Raw genomic sequence first — 21,895 nt, 5'->3', positions numbered from 1 at the left:
CTTAGCCGCCCCCGCCAGGCAGCGTATATGCCACCGGTGCATCCGGTCCGAGCGGAATGCCGAGATAGAACCAGACCACGATCAGCGTCGTGCCTGAGATCAGCAGCCATACCGAGTAAGGCAGCATCATAGCGGTCAGGCTGCCCAGGCCGAAGTCGGCTTTCCAGCGCTGCGCAAACACGAGAATAAGCGGGAAGTAGACCATCAGCGGGGTGATGATGTTGGTAGCACTGTCACCGACGCGGTAGGCGGCGGTTGCGCCCTCCGGACTAATTCCGAGCAGCATCAGCATCGGAACAAGGATCGGTGCCAGCAGCGCCCATTTCGCGCTGGCAGACCCTACGAACAGGTTGAGCAGGCCCGCAAAGATCACCATCAGGCCGAGCACCAGTGGCAATGGTAGTCCGGTGGACTCGATGCCCGCGGCACCGTGTACTGCGGATATAAGGCCCAGATTGGACCAATGGAACATCGCCACGAAATGCGCGGCGGCGAAGGCGAGGACGAGGTAGTAGCCCATGTCCTTCATCGACTCCGCCATCATATTGACGAGATCGCGGTGGTCCTTGATCACGCCGGTCGCGCGGCCATAGGCCCAGCCGGTGAGCAGGAAGAGCAGGAAGAACGCACCTACCAGTGACTGGTAAAGCGGACGTAATTCGGAATGGATCGAACAGTCTGCCGCCGGAATGGCCGCACAAGCGGTTTCATCGATCAAGGGTGTGCCCGGTGCGAACACCATTGCCAACCATAGAGCCACTACGAAAAGTGCTGCCAATCCCGCATGGCGCAGACCTTTGGAAGCCAGTTCGCCGGTATGCTCGGTCGGATCGGGGCTGAGACCGTCATCGTTTGCGCCAGCGGATGCTCCGCCGGTCCAACGGCCGAGGCGTGGTTCGATAATTTTGTCCGTCACGTACCAGATGATCGGCAGAAACAAGACCGTCATCGCTGCGATAAAGTACCAGTTACCCGCGATATTGGCGGTCCAAGTCGGGTCGAGCGAGCTGGCTGCGACTGCTTCCTCGGTGATACCGAACAACAGCGCATCGAGTTGACCGGGAGAGATATTGGCCGAGAAGCCGCCCGATACACCCGCGAATGCCGCCGCAATACCAGCCAGCGGGTGACGTCCTGCGGCTGCAAAAAGGATGCCTGCGAGAGGGATAAGAACGACGTAACCGGCGTCAGCGGCATGGTTGCCGATCATCGCGACGAGGGCAACGACTGGCGTCAGGAGCGCTTTTGGCGCGCTTTTCACAGCTTTAGCCATACCAGCGGCAAAGAAACCTGACCGCTCGGCGACACCCGCACCAAGCATCACGACAAGCACATAACCAAGCGGGTGGAAGTGGGTGAACGTCTTGGGCATTTCGACCCACAGACGCTGGATATTCTCTGCGGCCAATAGGCTTACCGCTTGGATCTTCAGCGCGCCTCCGGTCGCTTCATCGAGCTCGGTCGGATGGAAAGCGGATACACCCGCCATTGCGCAGATTACCGAAATGACCACCAGCGCAATAATCAGATAGAAGAACAGGAAAACCGGATCGGGCAGCTTGTTACCTGTCCGCTCGACCCAACCCAGAATGCCCTTTTGCGTCGAATCCGATGCGACTGCTTCGCTCATTTACACACCCTCATTGCGTGCCGCTCTTCCGTAAGGCGGCATTTTGCGTTTAACTCTGCTGCATGGCTAAGCTGTATTTCTATTACGCGTCAATGAACGCAGGCAAATCGACCACGCTTTTGCAGGCGGATTTCAACTATCGCGAGCGAGGCATGAATACGATGCTGTGGACTGCACAGCTGGATGACCGCTCGGAAGATAAGGCGATTGAGAGCCGGATCGGGCTTGGTGCGGAGGCGCACCGCTATCAGGAAGGAACCGATTTGTGGGTGCAAATAAGCGCGGCGCATTCCGTCGAGCCGATTGATTGCGTGCTGATCGACGAAGCGCAGTTCTTGTCCAAAGATCAGGTCTGGCAATGCGCGCGGCTGGCGGATGAGGGCGGCATTCCGGTGCTGTGCTACGGATTGAGGACCGACTTCCAGGGTGAGCTCTTCCCCGGGTCGGCAGCATTGCTCGGGATCGCAGACTCTCTCGTGGAGCTCAAAGCCGTCTGCCATTGCGGCAAGAAAGCCAGTATGAATTTGCGGGTGGATGAAAGCGGCGCGGCTGTAAAAGCTGGGGCGCAGACGGAGATCGGCGGGAACGACCGTTATGTCGCGCTTTGCCGAAAGCATTTCAGCGAGGCGTTGGGCGGCTAACAACTCTACTTAGGTGTGATTGCATCCACGAAGCGCGCTTTCGGATGCTTCGCAAGTAGTGTCTCCTGCCAAGCATCGCGGCGTTTGCGCTCTACACAGGCGACGATGCATCCGCCGAATCCGCCACCGGTGAGCCGCGCACCAGTTGCTCCAAGCTCAACTGCGTCTTCGACCAGAGCGTCGATAGCCGGCAGCGACATTTCGAAATCATCGCGCATCGATGCGTGGCTTGCGGCCATCAATGCGCCGAATTGGCAGACATCGCCACTTTCCAGCGCTTCGATAGAGGCCAGAACGCGGCGATGCTCGGTAGCGCAGTGGCGCGCGCGGCGGCGAATTGTGTCGTCGATTCCGCCGAAACTCTCAATATTGTCGGGATCGAGCAAGCACAAATCATTGGTACCGAACGCGGCCTTTGCCGCGTCGCATTCCTCCTTGCGCGCGGCGTAGCGGCCATCGGTCAGTTTGCGCGTCTTGCCCGAGTGTATCACCACCATGTCATGCGTTTTGGGTAGGGCGACAACGCGGTATTCCAACGAACTGGTGTCGAGCGCCATCGCTTCGCCCGGCTTGGCAATCGCGACTGCCATTTGGTCCATGATGCCGCAGGGAACGCCAATATAGTCGTTCTCGACCCGGCGGGCAGCGACTGCAATTTCGGTGTCGGTCAGGCCGGAACCTGCCGCTTCGCGCGCAGCTTTGAGCAGCGTGACAATCAACGCGGCGGAGGATGATAAGCCCGATCCAGCGGGAATGGAGGATTGCACCGCGATATCGGCGCCGCCCGTGAGCAGTCCCAATTTGACCGCTTCAATGATCGAGCCAACGGCTGGATCAGACCAGTCACCCTCGGCTGCATCATCCAGTGTGCGCTCGGCGGTGCCCGAATAGCCACGCGCCGACACGCTGATGCGGCGGTCTTCGCGCGGCATAATCGTGGCGGTAAGGCTGACCGACAGGGCTGCGGGCAAAACCCATCCGCCATTATAGTCCGTGTGTTCGCCGATCAGATTTACCCGGCCGGGTGACGTTGCTGTGATGGGCATGTCAGACAGCTCGAAGCGCTTCAACAGCCGTCTCGGGCATCACATCGACGGTGAATACGCCCGTGTGCTGCTCCACTGAAGCAAGATATTTTACGCGATTTGGTCCGCGTAAGAGTGGATAGAACTGTGCGGTGAAGTGGTATTTGTCGCCGCCCTGTCGCGGTGCCGAATGAAGCGCGAACATATAAGGTGTTGGTCGCCCAAAGAGGGCATCGTAGCGGCGCGTCACATCACCCAGCAGAGTTGCGAGGCCATCCAGCTCTTCCTCGTTGCAGTCCCATGGGCCCGCCCTGCACTCGGTTGGGGCGATCCAAACTTCGTATGGGAAGCGTGCAAAGCGCGGGCAGAATGCTGCCAAGCCGCCCGCTTCCCCCAGGCCATAATCCGGCTGTGCTTTGGCGATCTCCGCCGCCAGATCATAGCCACTGGCAAACGCATCGATGGCTGCCTGCTGGACCAGCGGGACTTTGCCGAAGCCATATATCTGCCCGTGTGGATGATGCAGCGTTGCGCCCACTTCTTCGCCGCGGTTCTCGAAGGGCAAAACGTACTCGCATCCCTCTGCGAACATAGCGCGATAGCGGTCGATCCATGCGGCGATCAGAATTCTCCGCCGGTCTTGCCCGATAGTATGCAGGCTGCCCTCGGCCTCAGGCGTGTAGACAATGACTTCACATTTGCCGGTTGCTGGCGCGCTGTCGATGCCATCCAGAATTGGCGGATGCGGTGCAAGAGGATGCAGGCCGGAAAACTTGTTCTCGAAGATTGCCAGCTCGAAATCCTCGAACGGTATTTCGGTGGTCGGCCCGCCTGCCATGGTCGGCGCAAGAGGGTCAGCGCTGGCGGAGGGCTTGAAAGTGCGGTTTTGCCGGTGCGCGGCGTAGATGTTCCACTCTCGCCGCAAGGGGTGAAAACGTAGCTCGCCGCCTGTGGCAATATCGTCATCCTGCTGGGTTTGGACAGGTAGCGAGTGTGCCTCACGTCCGTAGAGATAAAGCATCCGGCCATCGGCTTTGGTGAAGCTACGACGGAACACATCACCTGCCACGGGCGTGTCCAGAGGCGTAACCGTGTCGCTCATGCTACCCTGACCGCGCCGCGTTTGGCGAACCAGCTTTCTAGCGATTTTCGCTCCTCGTCATCCATATGCAGGCCCAATTTACTGCGCCGCCACAGCACATCATCGGCCGTTTGGGCGAACTCGTGTTCGATCAAATACTCGACTTCGGCTTCGGTTAAGCCTGCCCCAAAATCCTCTCCCATCGCTGCCCAATTTGTCGCGTCGCCAATCACGTCGAACAGCAGTGTGCCGTAGGCGCGGCATAGGCGGAACATCACATCGGCCGCGCACCAATCATATCGCGATTGCATGTCCGACACGAATGCATTGAACTTATCAACGTGGATTTCACCGCCGGGTAAGCCCGCACCGGCGGTCCATGCCTGCTTGGTTTCGAGCCAAGGCATCGGTAGCTTGTGCAGCGCGTGTTCGGCCAATTTTCGGTAAGTAGTGATCTTGCCGCCGAAGATTGACAGGATTGGCGGTGCGCCCTCCGGATTGTCGAGCTCGAACACGTAATCGCGGGTCACAGTCGAATTGTTGCGCGATTGATCGTCGTAGAGCGGGCGTACTCCGGAATAGCTCCAGATTGCCTGATCGGGCGCGACATCGACTTTTAGATACTCGTTGATCGCATCGCAGATATAGGCCGATTCATCATCCGAAATTTCGATAGTATTGGCATCGCCTTTGAACGCGACATCGGTGGTTCCGACCAACGTAAATTCCCGCTCATACGGAATTGCGAACACAATCCGGTCGTCTTTGTTCTGGAAGATGTAGGCTTGGTCGTGATCGAACAGCTTGGGGAAGATCAAATGGCTGCCTTTGACCAGGCGAAGGTTCTGATGCTGCTTTTCCGGCATCGCTTTGCCTAGGACGTTGTCGACCCACGGGCCAGCGGCGTTGACCACCGTTCGAGCTGAAATCCGCTGCGTCTTACCGTGCTCGTCTTTGAGATCGGCAAGCCAGACCTGTCCGCTCCGGTCCAAGCTAACGCATTCCGTCCGGGTGCGAATATCCGCGCCGCGTCGTGCTGCGTCCATCGCGTTTAGGACAACGAGCCGTGCATCTTCGACCCAGCAATCCGAATATTCGAAGCCCTTGATGAGGCGCTCTTCCAAAACATCGCCATGTGGCGCGGCGCGCAGGTCCAAGGTTTTCGTGGCAGGCAGTAATTTTCGCCCGCCAATATGGTCGTAGAGAAACAGGCCAAGCCGCAGCAGCCACGAAGGGCGTAGGCCTTTGTCATGTGGCAGAACAAAGCGCAGCGGCCAGATGATATGTGGTGCCATGCCGAGCAATCGCTCCCGCTCGATCAGGCTTTCCCGCACGAGACGGAATTCGTAATGTTCCAGATAGCGCAAACCGCCATGGACCAGCTTAGTGCTGGCAGAGGATGTATGGCTGGCGAGATCATCTTTCTCACACAGCAACACTTTTGCGCCGCGCCCTGCCGCATCGCGCGCGATCCCAACGCCGTTGATCCCGCCGCCGATTACCAGAAGGTCGTATGGTGTATCTTCGCTCAATTCTCGGCCTCTAGATGATAGATCAGGCAAGTGTCGGGATGGACCAGCGGCAGCTGGATGCCGTGCTCCATCAATGCTGCACCTGCGAAGGCTGTTCCATTCTCCATAAGCGCGGCGGCGTCAATGATAGATGGGTGAGAGCGCGACGGGTTACTTTGCGGCCAGAGCAGCTTGATGCGATATTGCTTCGCGGGGTTGAGTCCATCGAAGCGGAGGCGATCCGGTTTCGTGGCCGGATGCATATCGAGCAGCGCACAACTAAACAGCGCTTCATGTTTCTCGCGAGCAACGCAGCCCATTGCGGCAAGATAGTCGGGCGTTTCTATCCGATAGAAATCGCCACCATGGATCAGCTCGCGGTGCTGCTTATGCAATGCGATTGCCGCCGCAAGGGTGGCGCGATCCTGGGCGGTCTCGTCTGCCAGATCGAGCTCCATTCCCATATGCCCAAAGATCGCACTGGCCGCGCGAAACTCCATCGAGAACATCCGGCCGGTGATATGGCAGCGCTTCGGCCCGACATGATTGCCAAGTACGCTCAGCGGGAAGAAATGGCTGGCCCCGCGCATGATCTGATGACGGTGGCGTGCGTCGTTATTATCCGACGTCCAGATTCGGTCGTTCCGTCTGAGAATTTCGTAATCGGCACGAGCGCCGCCTGACGAACAGCTTTCTATTTCCAAGGCTGGGTGCGCTGTCCTGAAGCGGCCAAGCAAGGCGTACAAAGCCTCGGTCTGCTTGTGCATCACAGCGCGGCCATCGCTGGCGGGATGCTGCGTATCGCGGTTCATATCCCATTTGATGTAATCGATTTGATATTCGTCGATCAGAGCGCTGATTTTCGCGAACAGATAATCGGTCACGTCGGGCTTGGTCAGATCGAGCGTAAGCTGATGCCGCGAGGGGATCGGCTCAACGCCGTCGATCCCAAGAACCCAATCGGGATGCGCGCGGTACAGATCGCTATCAGGATTGACCATTTCGGGTTCGAACCACAGCCCGAATTCCATTCCCAACTCGCGTACGCGATTGGCGATTGGGTGCAGGCCATTGGGGTAGACATCAGGCGACACCCACCAATCGCCAAGGCCAGCCTTGTCGCTACGCCGTCCGCCGAACCAGCCATCGTCGAGCACGAAGCGCTCAGCACCCACTTCGGCAGCCTGCTTTGCCAATTCGATCAGGCGGGCCTCGTCATGATCGAAATAGACCGCTTCCCATGTGTTGTAATGGACCGGTCGCGGCTTGGTGCGTTCGCTGATGATCGAATTCTTCACAAACGCATGAAGCCGCCGCGAGACATCACCGTATCCATGATTGGACCAGCAGGCGATCAACTGGGGCGAGATGTATCTGTCAGAAACTTCGCCGGGAAGGAGCAGTTCGCCTGCCTGCAGAATGGCTTGGCCATTTTGTCCGGTGTCGATGTGCAGGCGGCTGTTCCCCGACCAGCCAAGGTGACAAGCAAAGGCCAAACCGTTTGTCTCATCGGTTGTTTCATTCCCCGCAAACAATCCGGGAAAATCGGAATGGCTTGTCCGGCCTGCTTTGTTTTCTCGCAGATAAGATCCACGGAAGCGCTCAATATCCTCGATCTGAAATTCACTGGCCCATTTGCCGATGAAGCTGCGAAGCCGGTCCAATCTGTCATCCATCGGCAGACAGATAGCGGCACACCAATCAATGTTGACCGGTTTGTTGTTGCTGCCAGCGATCTCGGTCGATGCGGTGAAAACACCTGTGCGGGGACAGAGTGCAAAACTGTGCGTGGATTGAAGATCGTTCAGAGCGTCGACGCATCGTATTTCCGCGTCATTGTTGGAGGGCTGGCGCACGCTTTCCACACGCAGATCAATCGCCCAATCCTTGCCGTCGCGATCCGCGATCACGCCCGCAGCGCCGGGCCAACCAGTGCCCAACGGATTGAGAAGTGACGGCCCAATAGGCTGCTCTGGCCCGCCAGGGATATGCTGGCCGCTTTGGAGCAGCGCCAGTTCCTCGGGAGTTGCTCCCGCAATATCTGGCCCTGCATAGATGATCGACGGTCGCGCGCCTTCGGTTGTGCCCAGCACAACCAACGTGTCTCTACCGCGGAGGATAGTGAATTCAGTCACGCATGGCTTCTGGCAGATCGGGCGGGCTGCGCAAACAGAAACAATCGGTATGGATTGGTATTGCGCGAGAAAGCGGGCTAGGCGTCTCGGCTTGACCCGACAGAGAGCGGGCTAGCGAGAGGGATAGAATACATGAACAACCCGGCCCAAATTGCGGTTTTCGTCGCAATCTCTGCACTGATCGCGCTAGCGACCTATTTGCATTGCCGCGGCAAGGGTAAGGGCGAAGCCGCAGACGAGAAGGACTACTTCCTCGCGAATGGCGGACTGGCTTGGTACTTTGTGGCGGGTTCGATCACGCTGACAAACCTCTCCACCGATCAATTGATCGGCATGAATGGCAACCAGATGGCATTGCTCGCATGGTGGGAGTTTGCAGCGGTCGCGGGCCTAATGATTCTGTGTTTCGTGTTCCTGCCCGTTTACTACAAGAACAACTGCACGACGACGACCGAGCTGCTCCAAAAAAAGTATGGCGACAAACATATTCGCGCGCTGATTTCTGTGCTGTTCCTGTTCGGCAATTTGTTCATTTTCCTGCCTGCCATTCTCTATGGCGGTTCGCTGTTCCTGCTCTCGATGACCGGCATCGAAACCAGCCTTCAGAACCTGATGATCACCTCGATTATTCTGGCGACCGTCGGCGCTTGCTATGCGATTTTTGGCGGGCTCAGAGCGGTCGCAGTGTCTGACACCTATTCCGGCGTTCTGATCCTTGGTCTCGCGCTTCTGGTCGTCTATCTCGCGCTGCAAGCGATCGACTTCGACTTGTCGGGTATACCGGCGGACCGGCTAACGCTGATCGGCGATAATGACAGCCCCATTCCTTGGCATACGTTACTGACTGGAATGATTTTTATCCAGACGTTTTACTGGTCGACCAATCAGACGATTACGCAGCGTGCAATGGCCGCGCCGAATATCAAAGAGGCGCAAAAGGGGGTGCTGGCGGCGGCGGGTATCCGCCTGCTTATCGTGCCGGCAATTGTCGTGATCCCGGGTATCGTGTCTTACAAACTGTATGGCGATATTGGCGACCCCGCTTACGGGCGTATCGTCGGTGATGTTCTGCCGGTCTGGCTCTCGGGCGCATTTGCGGCTGGTATTGCGGCGGCTGTGCTAACGACTTTCAATTCGATCCTGAACGCTTCTGCCGCGCTGTATGTGTGCGACATTCACGAGGCCTATGTCGACAAAGATCCGCCAGTGGTAAAACTCAGCGCGATTGTCTCAATTGCGATGTCGATCCTGGCGCTGGTGCTGGTGCCGTTTTTTGCCAGCCAGGAAAGCTTGATCAACACTGTGCAGGAGCTATACGGCCTGCTGTCTATGCCGATTCTGTCGGCCTTTATCGTGTGCTTGGCGTTCCGCAATGTGAAAGCTGGAGCGGCAATGATCGGAGTTGTGACGGGCGTGGCATTCTACGCCTATTTCAGCATGGTGTGGCAGCCGCTGCATTACATCCACGGCATGTTCTTCACGCTGGTATTGTCGGTTTTGACATCGCTAGTGATGAACAAGCTGATCTTCGGCCAAACCGCCGAACTTGCGATTGGGAAAAGCAACACTGCTTGAGCCGATCACAATTCCCGCCTAGCGGAGCGGCATGATCGATACGAAACTGCCCTCTAAATTTTCGGCTCCCAACGGCTGGATATTGCTGGATAAACCCCGCGGGCTTGGTTCGACGCAGGCGGTTGCGGCGGTGAAGCGCAATCTGCGTGAAGCAGGCTTTGCCAAGACCAAGGTCGGGCATGGCGGAACGCTCGATCCGCTGGCGGAAGGCGTTTTACCGATAGCGCTTGGCGAGGCGACCAAGCTGGCGGGGAGAATGCTCGATGCCAGCAAGATCTACGAATTTACGGTCCAGTTTGGCGAGGAAACCAGCACGCTCGATAGCGAGGGTGAGGTTGTTCAAACCACCAGCCAGCGCCCGCCACTGGCCGCTATTTCGGCGATACTCGAGCACTTTACCGGAGAAATAAATCAGGTGCCGCCCAAATATTCAGCGCTGAAAGTCGACGGCAAACGCGCCTATGATCTGGCGCGGGCTGGCGAGGAGGTGGAGCTCAAGACTCGCCGTGTCACGATCCATTCGCTGACATCCGGCTCGGACTTTGCTGGCGATGATTTGCCCTATTCGACTTTTGCGACGACCGCTACGCGGCCCGATCCTGAAATCGGCCATGAACCGCTTGAATTGGCTGATGCAATCACCCTCACCGCACATGTCAGCAAGGGCACCTATATCCGTTCTCTGGCACGTGATATCGCGCGGGCGCTCGGAACCGTTGGGCACGTTACCTATCTGAGGCGCACAAAGGCGGGGCCCTTCCTCGAAAATCAGGCGATTTCGCTAGACAAATTGAATGAAATCGGTAAGGGCGCGCCACTTGAAGACGTAATACTGCCTTTGGAGGCAGGGCTGGACGACATCCCGGCTCTTGATCTCACGTCCAAGCAGGCAGCAGCGGTCCGCCAGGGCCGCGTCTTAACCGGGCAGCCCCAAGCAGACGGGCTCTATTGTGCCGTGTACCGGAATATTCCGGTTGCATTGGTGGAGCTTGTAGGTGGTTCGGCGAAAGTCGTCCGGGGGTTCAACCTTCACGATGTCGCGGAGTAAAAGACTATGACTATCAGTGCGAAAGAGAAGCAGGACGTAATCAAGGAATACGGCACAGCCGATGGCGATACAGGTTCGCCAGAAGTACAGGTTGCCATCCTGACGACCCGCATTCGCAACCTGACCGACCACTTCAAGGCCAACCACAAGGACAACCATTCGCGTCGCGGCCTGCTGACGATGGTCAATAAGCGTCGTAGCCTGCTTGCCTATCTCAAGAAGATCGACGTAGCGCGCTATAACGAGCTGATCCAGAAACTGGGTCTGCGTAAATAAGAGTTTCGGAACGGCTCCCATCGGGAGCCGTTTCACTATCTGGCATCCCAAGCAATTCGGCTTGGGGACCAACGGAGCCAAAGATGCTCCACACCGGCCCGGGCCGGTTCTCCCGGAAATAGAAGGCCCCGCGCAGCAATGTGGCTGGCGGGATCATAAGGAAAATACATGTTCGACAAGAAAACCGTATCGATTGAATGGGGCGGAAAAACCCTCACTCTCGAAACCGGTCAGATTGCCCGTCAAGCAGACGGCGCTGTTCTGGCCACCTATGGCGAAACCGTGGTGCTGTGCGCCGTGACTGCCGCAAAATCGGTCAAAGAAGGCCAAGACTTCTTCCCATTGACCGTACACTATCAAGAAAAATTCTCGGCTGCTGGCCGTATCCCGGGCGGCTTCTTCAAGCGTGAAGGCCGTGCGACTGAAAAAGAAACACTGACCAGCCGCCTGATCGACCGTCCGTGCCGTCCGCTGTTCCCAGAAGGTTTCTACAACGAAATCAACGTGATCTGTCAGGTCATGTCTTATGACGGCGAAACCGAGCCGGATATCGTTGCAATGATCGCAGCATCTGCCGCTCTGACCATCAGTGGTCTGCCCTTCATGGGTCCAATCGGCGCAGCGCGCGTCGGCTTCAACAATGATGGCGAATACGTCCTCAACCCGACCGTCGCAGACGCTCTCGGCGAAGACGGAAATCTCGATCTGGTTGTTGCTGCGACACAAGACGCAGTGATGATGGTTGAATCCGAAGCGAAAGAACTGACCGAAGAGCAAATGCTCGGCGCGGTAATGTTCGCTCACGAAGAAAGCCGTAAAGTCATCGGCGCGATCATCGATCTCGCTGAGCAAGCGGCGAAAGAGCCTTGGGAACTCGACAAGGTTGAAGACAAATCAGCCGCCCTCGAAGAACTGCGCGGCGTTATCGGTGACGATATCGCAGCAGCTTACAAGCTGACCGACAAATCGGCCCGTCAGGATGCGGTGAACGCTGCCCGTGAAAAGGCCCGCGATCACTATGCTGACTTGGCTGAAAGCGATCCGGCTGAATATATGGGCCGCCTGAAACTGGTGAAAAAGCTGGAAAGCGACATCGTTCGCGGCTCGATCATCAAAGACGGCACCCGCATCGACGGGCGGAAGCTCGACGAAGTACGTCCTATCGAAGCGATGGTCGGCCTTCTGCCACGGACCCACGGTTCGGCGCTGTTCACCCGCGGTGAAACGCAGGCGATTTGTACCACTACGCTGGGCACCAAAGACGCCGAGCAGATGATCGATGGTCTTGAAGGTCTGTCGTACACCAACTTCATGCTGCACTATAACTTCCCGCCTTATTCGGTCGGCGAAGTGGGCCGCTTTGGCTTCACAAGCCGCCGCGAAACCGGCCACGGTAAGCTCGCATTCCGCGCGCTCCGTCCGGTTCTGCCAACGGTTGAAGACTTCCCGTACACAATCCGTGTTCTGTCGGACATCACCGAGTCCAACGGCTCGTCTTCGATGGCGACGGTTTGCGGCGGTGCATTGTCGATGATGGATGCAGGTGTTCCGCTAAAGCGTGCCGTTTCGGGCATCGCAATGGGCCTGATCCTCGAAGGCGAGGAGTTTGCGGTTCTGTCCGACATTCTGGGTGATGAAGATCATCTCGGCGACATGGACTTCAAAGTAGCCGGTTCGGAAGAAGGCATCACTAGCCTCCAGATGGACATCAAAGTTGCGGGCATCACGCAGGAAATCATGACCAAGGCGCTTGAGCAGGCGAAAGCAGGCCGGACGCATATCCTTGGGAAAATGAGCGAAGCACTCGGGGCCTCGCGCGGCGAAGTGTCCAAGCACGCCCCACGTATCGAAACGATGCAGATCGACAAATCGAAGATCCGCGACGTCATTGGTACCGGTGGTAAAGTCATCCGTGAAATCGTTGCTGAAACCGGCGCCAAGGTCGACATCGACGACGAAGGTACGATCAAAATCTCGTCTTCGGACGGCGATCAGATCGCGGCTGCTAAAGCATGGATTGAAGGCATTGTGGAAGAAGCCGAAGTTGGCAAAATCTACAACGGTAAGGTTGTGAACCTTGTCGATTTCGGTGCGTTCGTGAACTTCATGGGCGGCAAGGACGGTCTCGTCCACGTGTCCGAAATCAAAAACGAGCGTGTAGAGAAAGTCTCTGACGAACTGAGCGAAGGCCAAGAAGTCAAAGTCAAAGTCCTCGAAATCGACCAGCGCGGCAAAGTCCGTCTGTCGATGCGCGTTGTTGATCAGGAAACCGGCGAAGAGCTGGAAGACACGCGTCCTCCACGCGAAAATAAACCACGCGGTGGCGGTGGTGATCGTCGTCCACGTGGCGGCGGCGGTGGCCGTGGTCCTCGTGGTGGTGGCGGTGGAAACCGTGACGGCGGCGATAAAGGTGGTTCCGGGGGCGGTTCAGGCGGTGGCGAAGCCCACGTGCCGGACTTCCTCAAGGACTGATCGTCGCTTCATATCAATAGGAAGGGGCTGCGAGAATTCGCGGCCCCTTTTCTTTTGCACGGGGGCAGTGCAGATGAGTGCTCACCCCATGCAAATCTAAGGTATCTGTACGTGCCCAAAGCCGCACCCGTTGCTCATTTTGAAATTGCCGGTCACTCGATCGCTCCTGGAACGAGCGAGACGATTAATATTCCGGTAAGCCGCCTGCCCACCGATATGGAGGTGTCGATGCGCGTGCGGGTCATCCACGGGAAGAAGCCGGGCCCCGTGATATTTGTCAGCGGTAGCATCCATGGGGACGAGATCATCGGCGTCGAAGTTGTCCGACGGTTGCTCAAATCGGTTTCGGCCAAGCGGCTTGCGGGAACATTGCTGTGCATCCCGATTGTCAATGCATATGGTTTCGTTGCGCATCAGCGGTATCTCCCTGATCGCCGTGATCTGAACCGGTGTTTCCCGGGGAATGCCAAAGGATCGCTCGCGTCGCAATTGGCGCATTGCTTCACGACCGAGATCATCGCCCGCAGCAGTATTGGCGTCGACATTCATACTGCTGGACTGCACCGCGAGAATCTGCCGCAGGTCCGGATCAGCGAGAACCGGTCCAAGGCCGAGGAACTTGCCCCCATCTTCGGTGCACCGGCTATTATTGTCTCGAAATTGCGTGAGGGCTCGCTTCGCCAGACCGCAGCCGATCACGATTGCGATGTGCTGCTGGTCGAGGCTGGCGAGGCCCTGCGCTTTGATGAACTTGGCATTCGTGTAGCGGTGCAGGGTATCCTGCGGGTGATGCATCATCTCGATATGGGCGTGAAACTGCCGCGCAAGGCCGGCGCGACTTCGGTCCGGAGCCGCCGTTCCACTTGGGTGCGTGCGCCCGAGGGCGGTATGTTCCGCGCAACCAAGGCCAGCGGCGCCTTTGTCGAGAAGGGCGAGGCGGTCGGATATCTGGCCGACCCGTTCGGTGATCTCGACATCGCCGTTGAAGCACCGATTGCAGGCATTATCATCGGGCGCAGCAATCTGCCGGTCGTTAATCAAGGCGACGCATTGATGCATGTCGCCGAGGTCGAGCGCCCCGGCACCGCCGAAGATCGGCTGAGCGATATCGAAGAAGCGGTGTTTGCCGATGGTCTGTTCGATGAAGACGAAATCGTCTAGCGAACCCGAATGCTTGAACGTAAATTGATCGATAGCGCAGAGGTACCCGGCGGCGCGACGCTGGAGCTGATTGCGCATGGCCGCGACCATATGATTACGCTTGAGCGCAACGAGCTGATGTCGACCCGAATGCAATATTCGGAAGAGCAACTGGCCGAGCTCACTATCGACCGGATGACGGCACCGAAGCCGAACATGCTGATTGGCGGTTACGGAATGGGCTTTACCCTGCGTGCGGCGCTGGCACGGCTTGGCCCGGATGCTCGGGTGGTTGTGGCGGAGCTGGTCCCCAAGATCATCGAATGGGCGCAAGGCCCGATGGCGCATCACACGGGCGATTGCCTCGCCGATCCGCGCCTGTCGCTGGAAATCACCGATGTCGCCGATCCGATTGGCGAGGCTGCCGACGGAATGCGTCCGCAATTCGACGCGATCCTGCTCGATGTCGATAATGGCCCCGACGGATTGGTGCGGGAAGAGAATGACAAGCTTTATTCGCCGCGCATGCTCCGCCAAATGGGGGAGGCAATGGCGCCGGGAGGTGTGCTGTCGATCTGGTCCGCCGCGCAGGATCCGCGCTTCACCCGCCGTCTTGAGAAGAACGGCTTCGATGTCGAGGTCCGCGAAGTTCGTGCCCGCCCCAACAATAAGGGCCCGCGCCATACGATCTGGTTCGCGCGCGTATAGGCCACTTCCGTTCTTGCCAAATTCAGCTTTGATGTGAGACAGTACGGCTCGTTGTAAAATGGCGAGAGGGGGGATCCCATGCGCAAAGCGTTTCTGGCAATTGCAGGAGTTCTGGCTGGCTGGATGGCGACGCCGGTAGTAGCGGGCGGCGCATATTGCACACCGGAATGGGCTCCCGAAAACCCCGACCTTGGTTGCGTCAGCCAGATCGCGATTGCTCCTGGCAACGATACGCGGGTGAACCTGTTCCTGCTGTTGCAGGATCGTGCAGGGAACAACGGGGCAGGGCTCGACTATCCGACGCTGGGTTGGGACAGTTTTTACGGTCGCAATTTCTTGCGCTGGGGTTTCTTTGCCCACGCGTGGTATCCCCAGCCCGCCAGCACTAACAGCGATGCGATGAGCGCCTATGGCGGGCGCTGCCAAACCTTGGAAAGCGGCACCGCGTCTTTCACCTCCGCGCTCGATTCCATCGCTGGGTTGGACCCTGACGCCAAGTCCATCCTCACTGCATCGCGCGAACGGCTGGGTAAGCTGTGCGATTATCGGCCCGACCCTCCGGCCATCAGCCGCGATGGCGGTTATTTCGTCAATGTCGGTGCGAACGGCATCAAAGATCGCCCCTTCGCGTTTATGACCTATCTTGAAGGCGCAGCGGCGTTTTATGATGGCGATTGGCAACGAGCCAAAACCTATTTTGGTCTTGTCGCGGCAACCGATTTCGATCAATGGGCCACCGAAACGTCGCGCTACATGATCGCGCGAACCCTGCTCAATGAAGCGATTGCCAGTGCCGAAGATGATTGGGGATGGTTTCCGCTCAAGAAGGTCGATCACGGTGTTGCGAAGCAGTCCGAAGCGGCGTTCCGCGCCTATCTCAAAACCTATCCCGAAGGGCGCTATTCTGCATCGGCAAGCGGCCTTATCCGCAAGGCCCTGTGGTTACAAAGCGACTGGAAACGGCTGGGCTCGGTCTACTCGGCCACGCTTGCCAAGGCGGACCTGAACGATGCCGCAACTGTGGAGTTGCTGAGCGAGATCGATGACAAGCTGATCATGCGCGATCCAGACGGTGCGTTTGATGATCCATTGTTTGTCGCGACAAACCTGTTGCTGCGGATGCGCAGTGGAGGACATTTTTACGATCAGGACGGGGCCCAAGGTGTGCTGACCAAGGCAGAGCTGGAGGAAGCCGGTACTACCTTTGCCGATAACCCCGAACTCTACTCGTTCCTGCAGGCCAATCACGCCTTCTATGTCGAGAAAGACTATAAGGCCGTGCGCGATTTGCTGCCCGACGATGCGCGCCAAAACAGCTATTCACCGCTTGCGTTCAGCCGCCAGTACTTGCGCGGGTTGGCGCTGCATGCGCTGGGAGACCGCAATGAGGAAGGCTTCTGGCGCGAGCTTATCGGCGGTGCGCAAGGCATTTGGCAGCGACCTGCGATTGAATTGGCGCTGGCGCGTGTGCTTGAACAGAACGGAAAGCTAGACGCGGCGTTCACGGAAGATCGCCTGATCACCGATGGGCGCATCCGCCGGATATTGCTCGGAAAGTCGGCGGGACCGGAGCTGCTAAAGCGGCAGGCTCGCGCAGAAGGGACCCCGCAGGGCGAACCGGCTTTTGCGCTTTTCACGGTTTTGTGGAAGCAATTGCAGTATGGCGAATATCGCGGCTTCCTGAGCGACTATCCTCTGACTGCGGACTATACTCTGCCTGAGGAATATTACGGATTGTGGGGCATGCTGGACGAGCCCGATCCGCCTGTGGCTCTTTTCCGCAACGGAAAATTCGCTGACGGATTTGCATGCCCGATGCTGGAGGAAACCGTTAGTATTTTGGCCCGCGAGCCGACGGAGTCAAAAGGCAAGCTCTGTCTGGGCGAGTTCTATCGCTTGAACGGCTTTGACGATTTCGGATTTGGCAATCGCTATCAGTCGCCGGATGCGCCCGAAGTGATCGGAAGCCGGTCTTTCTATTCGGGCAAACCCACTTTTCGCCATGACCTGTACACTGCTGTCATGGCCGACCGGTCAGCCTCTGCCGATGACCGCGCATATGCTCTCTATCGGGCCGTGCGGTGCTACGCGCCGAGCAACAACAACACATGCGGCGGCGAGGGCGTGGCAAAGCCGGTTCGCGAAGGCTGGTTTAATCAGCTCAAGCGAAATTACCCGAACAGCCTCTGGGCGCGGGAGCTCAAATATTACTGGTAGAGCTGCGATTGCATTGTGGCTGGCGGTATTGATTTCCGCTTGCGGAGTGTCCGAGATAGTATCGCAGCCAGAACGTGTCGATCCAGCGGATTATGATGCATTCTATCTGTGGCCCGGGGTGGAGCCGGTAGAGCAGATGCGCGGCGCGGATGCGGTCTATCTGCTCTGGGGTGAATTGCGTCTCGACAATCCGGCACAGATTGTACCGCTGTTGCAAACGCCGCCGCGCGGGCAAGCGCAGGAATTGTGGCTGGTGGTGCGCGCAGAGAGACTGGACTGGAGCGAAAGTGCTTATACTCAATTGCTGGATGCAGCCGAACGCTGGAACGGGAGTGGCGGACTAACCGGAGTCCAGATCGATTTCGATTCCAGCACCGGCGGCTTGCGCGGATATGCAGAGTTTCTGGCAGACCTGAAAACCAAACTGCCCAACGATCTGCAATTATCGGCCACGGGGCTGATGGACTGGCAAGCCAACGCTTCCGATGAAAGCCTGGCCGCAATGGCAAGTGCGCTCGACGAGATTGTTGTGCAAGCGTACCAGAACACCACTACGCTGCCCAACTATGATCGATATCTGCGCGCGACCGAGCGGCTCGACATTCCGTACCGCGTTGCTGTGGTCGAAGGTGGCGAATGGACTGCCCCCAAGCACCTAGCCGGGGATCCGTATTTCAAAGGCTACGTCGTTTTCCTGCTTGCCCCGAAATTTCGCGGCGGCGCGCGTTAGAATCCGTAGATAAGTGTGAAGCGCGTCAGTGTATCGGTCTTCACCGCACCGGCAGGCGGGTTGGTGTCATGTTCAACCGCATAAGCGATCCGTGCCGACAGATTGCCGCCCAGTCCAGCTTCCAACCCTGTAGTCGAGATATAGGTGCTGTTGCCCGACTGGATCAGCGCGCTGGCATCCTGCGTCAGCTTTACCCGCTCGGCGACCTGCCAATCGAAATCGAGCGCGGCGAGACCAGCGATATTGCTGGTGCTGCCGCCCCCGATAAAGCTCGTCTTCCGATAGGCCGGGCCAGCTTTGACGGATAGCTGCGTGCTGTCAGTATCGATCGCACGATAGCCGACACCGCCCGATGCCAAGATGCGCGATGAAAAGCCCTGAAACCTGTCACGCTCATACTGGCCAAGGCCGTAGACATAGATCCGGCCGTTCAGCTGATAGTTCGGCTCATAGGCGACCAGAAACTGTTCACGCGTAGTCACGCCATTGGTGCGTTGAAAATCGGCAAGGCCGGTCAGCTTATGCCGCCAATCGATACCTCTGCGAGTCAGTTCGAGCCCTGCTGTAATGCCGGTATTGCTGCTGTTTCCGGTGGATCGGAAAGCGCCGATCTGGCCTTCGCCAGACCAATTGTCGAACAGTCCGGCCGAACGGATTTCTGCCTCTTTCGCGGCAGCTTCTACGGCGGCCAATTGCTGCTGCTCTGCATTGAACTCTGCGCTGATCGCGTCAATCTCCGCAGTATCATCTGGGTTGGTGGTCTTGGCCAGTTCCAAAACAGTCGCGACCTTGTCGGCATCGCCGGTGGCGATCGCAGCATCGATCATCGCGCGCACGGGTTCAGGCAATTCGGCCATTGCAGGGGCTGCCGAGAAGAGAGCGAGTAGAGCTGCAGCTGCTGCGCCATTTTTGAGAGTCAGATAGGTCATCCGCGCGCGTTTACTGTGCAGATGCCCGCATTGCTAGACTCGCGTATGTAAGCAGTTTTATTGCTTGATTGCGACCGCACCAAGGAAATCGCGCTTGCCGATCTCCAGGCCTTTCATGCGAAGAATGTCGTAGATTGCCGCTGCGTGGAAGTAGAAATTGGGATTGCTGAAACTGAGCAGGAAATTCTGTACAGTAAAGCTCATCCGTGTGGTGCCGCCGAGCACGAAGTCCAGATTGTTATCCGCCCATTCTTCAAGGCTTTGCGGATCTACCGAGCTAGCGAAATCGCGCGCTGTATCCAGCTTTGCGCGGCATGCCTCAAAACTGTCGGGCACCGCCGAGAAGTCCGGCTCGAACATCCCGCTCTCCGCTGCCGCCAAAGCGTGTGCGCTGTGCATCCATACGGCGCTGACCTGCCAATTGAACGACCACATATTCTCGGCCAGCGAGGCATCTAGGATATCGCCATGGTCATGGCCGTTCTCGTCGCACCACGCCTCTGCCTTGTCGACCAGAGCGTGGGTAGAAGCGATCACCTGAAGCCAAGCTGGAACTGTGGCGGCGTGGAGAGTGAGCGGCATTGATGAACTCCTGTTTCGATATGTGACGTGATCTAGCGCTACCCGATTGATCTAGTCCAGAGTAACCACTGTATCGGTCAATCGTGCGACCTCGTTCGTGTCGTGACTGACATAAAGCATGGGTATCGCCAACTCGTCGCGCAGGCGTTCGATAGTTTCGATTATTCGATCCGCGCGCGCGTTATCGAGCGAGGCAAGCGGTTCGTCCAGCAGCAGGAATTTAGGGTTGGACAGTAAGGCGCGGCCAATGGCGACGCGGCGGGTCTCTCCTCCGGAGAGTGAGCCGGGCTTGCGCTCCAGAAGGCTGCCAATGTCGAGCAGGGAGACAGCATTACCGAGCGACAGTGCGATACTACCGTCGCTTCGTCCCATGCCGTATAAGAGGTTCTCTTTGACTGTTTTGTGCGGGAACAAGCGGCTGTCCTGAAACACGTATCCGCAATTGCGCTGGTTCGGCGGGAGGTCGATTTGCTGCTTGCTATCGAACAGCGTTGTTCCTTCAACCGCAATCCGTCCGGTGTCCGGTTTCAGCAGTCCAGCGATACAGTTTAGAAGCGTGGTCTTGCCAACACCCGATTGCCCGATGATGGCGACCAGCGGTGCCTCTGACTGGAAGGCGACATTGATAGAGCAATCGCCGAGCGATTTCCGGACCGCAATATCAAAGGACATGCGCGCGCCCTCCGCTTGCCCTGCGGACCAGCCATTCGCTGAGGATCAGCGCAGCCAGAGAGATAATCACCGCAAGCACGACTAGCCGGGCAACGGCGATATCAGTGCCAGGTACTTGCAGGCTGGTATAGATTGCTAAGGGCAACGTGCGCGTTTCGCCCGGTATGTTGGAAACGAACGTGATCGTCGCGCCAAATTCGCCAATCGACCGCGCAAATCCGAGTATCGCCCCAGCCAATATTCCCGGCAGACTGAGCGGAAGGATGATTGTTGCGAATGTCCTCCACCTGCTTGCGCCAAGGGTATGGGCGGCCTCTACCAACCGCGGGTCCACTGCCTCGATAGACAACCGCATTGCGCGGACCATTAGCGGTAGTGCCATAACCGCTGCTGCTAGAGCGGCACCAGTCCATCGAAACGTCAGAGAAGTACCGAAAGTGCTTTCCAGGAAGCTACCGATAGGCCCGTTGCGGCCGAATAGGATTAGCAGCACATAGCCGGTCACTACCGGGGGCAAGACCAACGGTAGATGAACCAGTGCATCGAGCAGAAATCGCCCAGGAAACCGGCTCCTTGTGAGGACCAATGCCAGCCCATAAGCAATCGGCAGTGCCAGCAGAACCGCTACGCTTGTCACTTTCAGCGATAGGGTGATGATCTCCCACTCGGCACTGCTGAGCGGGGCGATCATGGCAATGTGAAGCCGTACTTGGCAAACACTGCAGCGGCTTCATCGGACGCAATGTAGTCTAAAAATTCTCCCGCTTCGGGATGTCCGCTGCTGGGTAGCAGAACCGCTTTATAACGTATTGGCGAGTGCAGGCCTTTGGCGAAAGCCGGGTAAGACACCAGATCATCGCGCCGTTCCACGTCACTGGCGTAGAGAACCCCGAAATCTGCTTCTTTCAAGAGCACCAGCCGTAGCGCCGCCGAAGACGACGATGTCCGGATCATTCTCCGTCCGATATCGTCCCAGATACCCTCAGCGACCAAAATTTCTTTGGCATATCGTCCGAGTGGCACGGAGTCCGGATCGCCGCTGGTGACGGTCACGCCTTCCAATATTGCTGCCGTCGTTGGTATTGTTTCGTACAGCTTAGCATGGGGCCCATCACGGGACGTAGCCAGTACAATGCTGTTGCCCGCCAATGTCCTTATGCCATCCGGATCGATCTTCCCTGCCGTGACGATATAGTCGATCCATTGCTCGTCGGCGGAGATGTAGAGATCTGCCAGAGAGCCATTCTCTATCTGCCGCGCAAGCGCGGTCGAGGAAGCGTAAGAAAGAACCGGCTCGCGATTGCCCAGCGATGTCCAGTTTTCAGCCAGTTCGTCCAACGGTGCCTGCAGGCTGGAAGCAGCAAAGATGACAGGCCCTGTCGGACCAGACGGAGCGCAGGCAGCCAGCACCAGGCTCACGCCGAGCAAAATGAGAATGCGCTGAATGAACTGGTTAGATGGCATCGCACAACGCGTTGCGCGAAGCCGGTCACGCTTTCAAGACCTCAATAGGAAACGGCCCG

The 21,895-nt window shown here is 57.7% G+C and carries 19 protein-coding genes; 9 read left to right on the top strand and 10 right to left on the bottom strand.

Annotation, left to right across the window (positions count from 1 at the left end):
* Position 1 precedes the first annotated feature (1 nt).
* Positions 2-1,630 (bottom strand): AbgT family transporter, encoded by a 1,629-nt coding sequence (locus tag GRI35_RS12890; RefSeq protein ID WP_160614527.1) that lies wholly within the window; start codon positions 1,628-1,630, stop codon positions 2-4.
* A gap of 62 nt (positions 1,631-1,692) precedes the next feature.
* Between GRI35_RS12890 and GRI35_RS12885 the strand changes: the two genes are divergently transcribed.
* A complete protein-coding gene (locus GRI35_RS12885) occupies positions 1,693-2,271 on the top strand; it encodes a thymidine kinase (protein ID WP_160614526.1) in 579 nt (192 codons plus the stop codon).
* Between the two features lie 5 nt (positions 2,272-2,276).
* On the opposite strand, the gene galK is transcribed toward GRI35_RS12885, so the two are convergent.
* Genes galK through GRI35_RS12865 form a run of 4 tightly spaced genes read right to left on the bottom strand, consistent with a single transcriptional unit; the run spans position 2,277 to position 8,023 of the window.
* Positions 2,277-3,317 (bottom strand): galactokinase, encoded by a 1,041-nt coding sequence (gene galK, locus GRI35_RS12880; protein WP_160614525.1) that lies wholly within the window; start codon positions 3,315-3,317, stop codon positions 2,277-2,279.
* A 1-nt stretch (position 3,318) separates the two neighbouring features.
* Complete coding sequence (locus GRI35_RS12875) at positions 3,319-4,398, bottom strand: galactose-1-phosphate uridylyltransferase (RefSeq protein WP_160614524.1); 1,080 nt, start codon at positions 4,396-4,398, stop codon at positions 3,319-3,321.
* Positions 4,395-5,909 carry a glycerol-3-phosphate dehydrogenase gene (glpD, locus tag GRI35_RS12870; RefSeq protein WP_160614523.1) on the bottom strand — a complete coding sequence of 505 codons (1,515 nt, stop codon included), beginning with the start codon at positions 5,907-5,909 and terminating at the stop codon, positions 4,395-4,397. The genes GRI35_RS12875 and glpD overlap by 4 nt, the downstream gene beginning before the upstream one ends.
* Positions 5,906-8,023, bottom strand: a complete 2,118-nt coding sequence (locus tag GRI35_RS12865) for an alpha-galactosidase (RefSeq protein WP_290258094.1) — start codon at positions 8,021-8,023, stop codon at positions 5,906-5,908. Before GRI35_RS12865 ends, glpD begins: the two co-directional genes overlap by 4 nt.
* A 132-nt stretch (positions 8,024-8,155) precedes the next feature.
* Between GRI35_RS12865 and GRI35_RS12860 the strand changes: the two genes are divergently transcribed.
* The 8 genes from GRI35_RS12860 (at position 8,156) to GRI35_RS12825 (ending at position 18,189) form a co-directional block, all read left to right on the top strand.
* Entirely contained in the window at positions 8,156-9,598 is a 1,443-nt protein-coding gene (locus tag GRI35_RS12860; RefSeq protein ID WP_160614522.1) for an SLC5 family protein, read from the top strand.
* Positions 9,599-9,629: 31 nt separating this feature from the next.
* A complete protein-coding gene (gene truB / locus GRI35_RS12855; protein ID WP_160614521.1) occupies positions 9,630-10,646 on the top strand; it encodes a tRNA pseudouridine(55) synthase TruB in 1,017 nt (338 codons plus the stop codon).
* Positions 10,647-10,652: 6 nt separating this feature from the next.
* Positions 10,653-10,922, top strand: a complete 270-nt coding sequence (rpsO, locus tag GRI35_RS12850) for a 30S ribosomal protein S15 (protein ID WP_160614520.1) — start codon at positions 10,653-10,655, stop codon at positions 10,920-10,922.
* Positions 10,923-11,090: 168 nt separating this feature from the next.
* The gene (gene pnp, locus GRI35_RS12845; protein WP_160614519.1) at positions 11,091-13,394 is read left to right on the top strand and encodes a polyribonucleotide nucleotidyltransferase; all 2,304 of its coding nucleotides are present in this window, start codon (positions 11,091-11,093) and stop codon (positions 13,392-13,394) included.
* 111 nt (positions 13,395-13,505) lie between these two features.
* Positions 13,506-14,555 (top strand): succinylglutamate desuccinylase/aspartoacylase family protein, encoded by a 1,050-nt coding sequence (locus GRI35_RS12840; RefSeq protein WP_290258098.1) that lies wholly within the window; start codon positions 13,506-13,508, stop codon positions 14,553-14,555.
* Positions 14,556-14,564: 9 nt separating this feature from the next.
* Positions 14,565-15,242 (top strand): MnmC family methyltransferase, encoded by a 678-nt coding sequence (locus GRI35_RS12835; RefSeq protein ID WP_160614518.1) that lies wholly within the window; start codon positions 14,565-14,567, stop codon positions 15,240-15,242.
* Positions 15,243-15,320: 78 nt separating this feature from the next.
* Positions 15,321-17,459: a hypothetical protein gene (locus GRI35_RS12830; protein ID WP_160614517.1), complete on the top strand. Its 2,139-nt coding sequence runs from the start codon at positions 15,321-15,323 to the stop codon at positions 17,457-17,459.
* A 46-nt stretch (positions 17,460-17,505) separates the two neighbouring features.
* Positions 17,506-18,189, top strand: a complete 684-nt coding sequence (locus tag GRI35_RS12825; RefSeq protein ID WP_290258101.1) for a DUF3142 domain-containing protein — start codon at positions 17,506-17,508, stop codon at positions 18,187-18,189.
* Here GRI35_RS12825 and GRI35_RS12820 read toward each other — a convergent pair.
* Genes GRI35_RS12820 through modA form a run of 5 tightly spaced genes read right to left on the bottom strand, consistent with a single transcriptional unit; the run spans position 18,186 to position 21,836 of the window.
* Positions 18,186-19,118: a DUF481 domain-containing protein gene (locus GRI35_RS12820; protein ID WP_160614516.1), complete on the bottom strand. Its 933-nt coding sequence runs from the start codon at positions 19,116-19,118 to the stop codon at positions 18,186-18,188. The genes GRI35_RS12825 and GRI35_RS12820 overlap by 4 nt on opposite strands.
* Positions 19,119-19,175: 57 nt before the next feature.
* Complete coding sequence (locus GRI35_RS12815) at positions 19,176-19,700, bottom strand: DUF1993 family protein (RefSeq protein ID WP_160614515.1); 525 nt, start codon at positions 19,698-19,700, stop codon at positions 19,176-19,178.
* Between the two features lie 51 nt (positions 19,701-19,751).
* Complete coding sequence (locus GRI35_RS12810) at positions 19,752-20,372, bottom strand: ATP-binding cassette domain-containing protein (RefSeq protein WP_160614514.1); 621 nt, start codon at positions 20,370-20,372, stop codon at positions 19,752-19,754.
* The gene (gene modB / locus GRI35_RS12805) at positions 20,362-21,063 is read right to left on the bottom strand and encodes a molybdate ABC transporter permease subunit (protein WP_160614513.1); all 702 of its coding nucleotides are present in this window, start codon (positions 21,061-21,063) and stop codon (positions 20,362-20,364) included. The genes GRI35_RS12810 and modB overlap by 11 nt, the downstream gene beginning before the upstream one ends.
* A complete protein-coding gene (gene modA / locus GRI35_RS12800) occupies positions 21,060-21,836 on the bottom strand; it encodes a molybdate ABC transporter substrate-binding protein (RefSeq protein WP_160614512.1) in 777 nt (258 codons plus the stop codon). Before modA ends, modB begins: the two co-directional genes overlap by 4 nt.
* Positions 21,837-21,895 lie beyond the last annotated feature (59 nt).

The organism is Pontixanthobacter aestiaquae (genome assembly GCF_009827455.1).
GTDB lineage: Bacteria > Pseudomonadota > Alphaproteobacteria > Sphingomonadales > Sphingomonadaceae > Pontixanthobacter > Pontixanthobacter aestiaquae.
This window is presented reverse-complemented; position numbering and strand designations above follow the sequence as displayed.

Excerpts from the sequence above, each read along its gene's own strand:
- GRI35_RS12890 (WP_160614527.1), bottom strand. The coding sequence starts at position 1,630 with ATGAGCGAAGCAGTCGCATCGGATTCGACGCAAAAGGGCATTCTGGGT.
- GRI35_RS12885 (WP_160614526.1), top strand. The coding sequence starts at position 1,693 with ATGGCTAAGCTGTATTTCTATTACGCGTCAATGAACGCAGGCAAATCG.
- galK (WP_160614525.1), bottom strand. The coding sequence starts at position 3,317 with ATGCCCATCACAGCAACGTCACCCGGCCGGGTAAATCTGATCGGCGAA.
- GRI35_RS12875 (WP_160614524.1), bottom strand. The coding sequence starts at position 4,398 with ATGAGCGACACGGTTACGCCTCTGGACACGCCCGTGGCAGGTGATGTG.
- GRI35_RS12860 (WP_160614522.1), top strand. The coding sequence starts at position 8,156 with ATGAACAACCCGGCCCAAATTGCGGTTTTCGTCGCAATCTCTGCACTG.
- truB (WP_160614521.1), top strand. The coding sequence starts at position 9,630 with ATGATCGATACGAAACTGCCCTCTAAATTTTCGGCTCCCAACGGCTGG.
- rpsO (WP_160614520.1), top strand. The coding sequence starts at position 10,653 with ATGACTATCAGTGCGAAAGAGAAGCAGGACGTAATCAAGGAATACGGC.
- pnp (WP_160614519.1), top strand. The coding sequence starts at position 11,091 with ATGTTCGACAAGAAAACCGTATCGATTGAATGGGGCGGAAAAACCCTC.
- GRI35_RS12835 (WP_160614518.1), top strand. The coding sequence starts at position 14,565 with ATGCTTGAACGTAAATTGATCGATAGCGCAGAGGTACCCGGCGGCGCG.
- GRI35_RS12830 (WP_160614517.1), top strand. The coding sequence starts at position 15,321 with ATGCGCAAAGCGTTTCTGGCAATTGCAGGAGTTCTGGCTGGCTGGATG.
- GRI35_RS12820 (WP_160614516.1), bottom strand. The coding sequence starts at position 19,118 with ATGACCTATCTGACTCTCAAAAATGGCGCAGCAGCTGCAGCTCTACTC.
- GRI35_RS12815 (WP_160614515.1), bottom strand. The coding sequence starts at position 19,700 with ATGCCGCTCACTCTCCACGCCGCCACAGTTCCAGCTTGGCTTCAGGTG.
- GRI35_RS12810 (WP_160614514.1), bottom strand. The coding sequence starts at position 20,372 with ATGTCCTTTGATATTGCGGTCCGGAAATCGCTCGGCGATTGCTCTATC.
- modB (WP_160614513.1), bottom strand. The coding sequence starts at position 21,063 with ATGATCGCCCCGCTCAGCAGTGCCGAGTGGGAGATCATCACCCTATCG.
- modA (WP_160614512.1), bottom strand. The coding sequence starts at position 21,836 with ATGCCATCTAACCAGTTCATTCAGCGCATTCTCATTTTGCTCGGCGTG.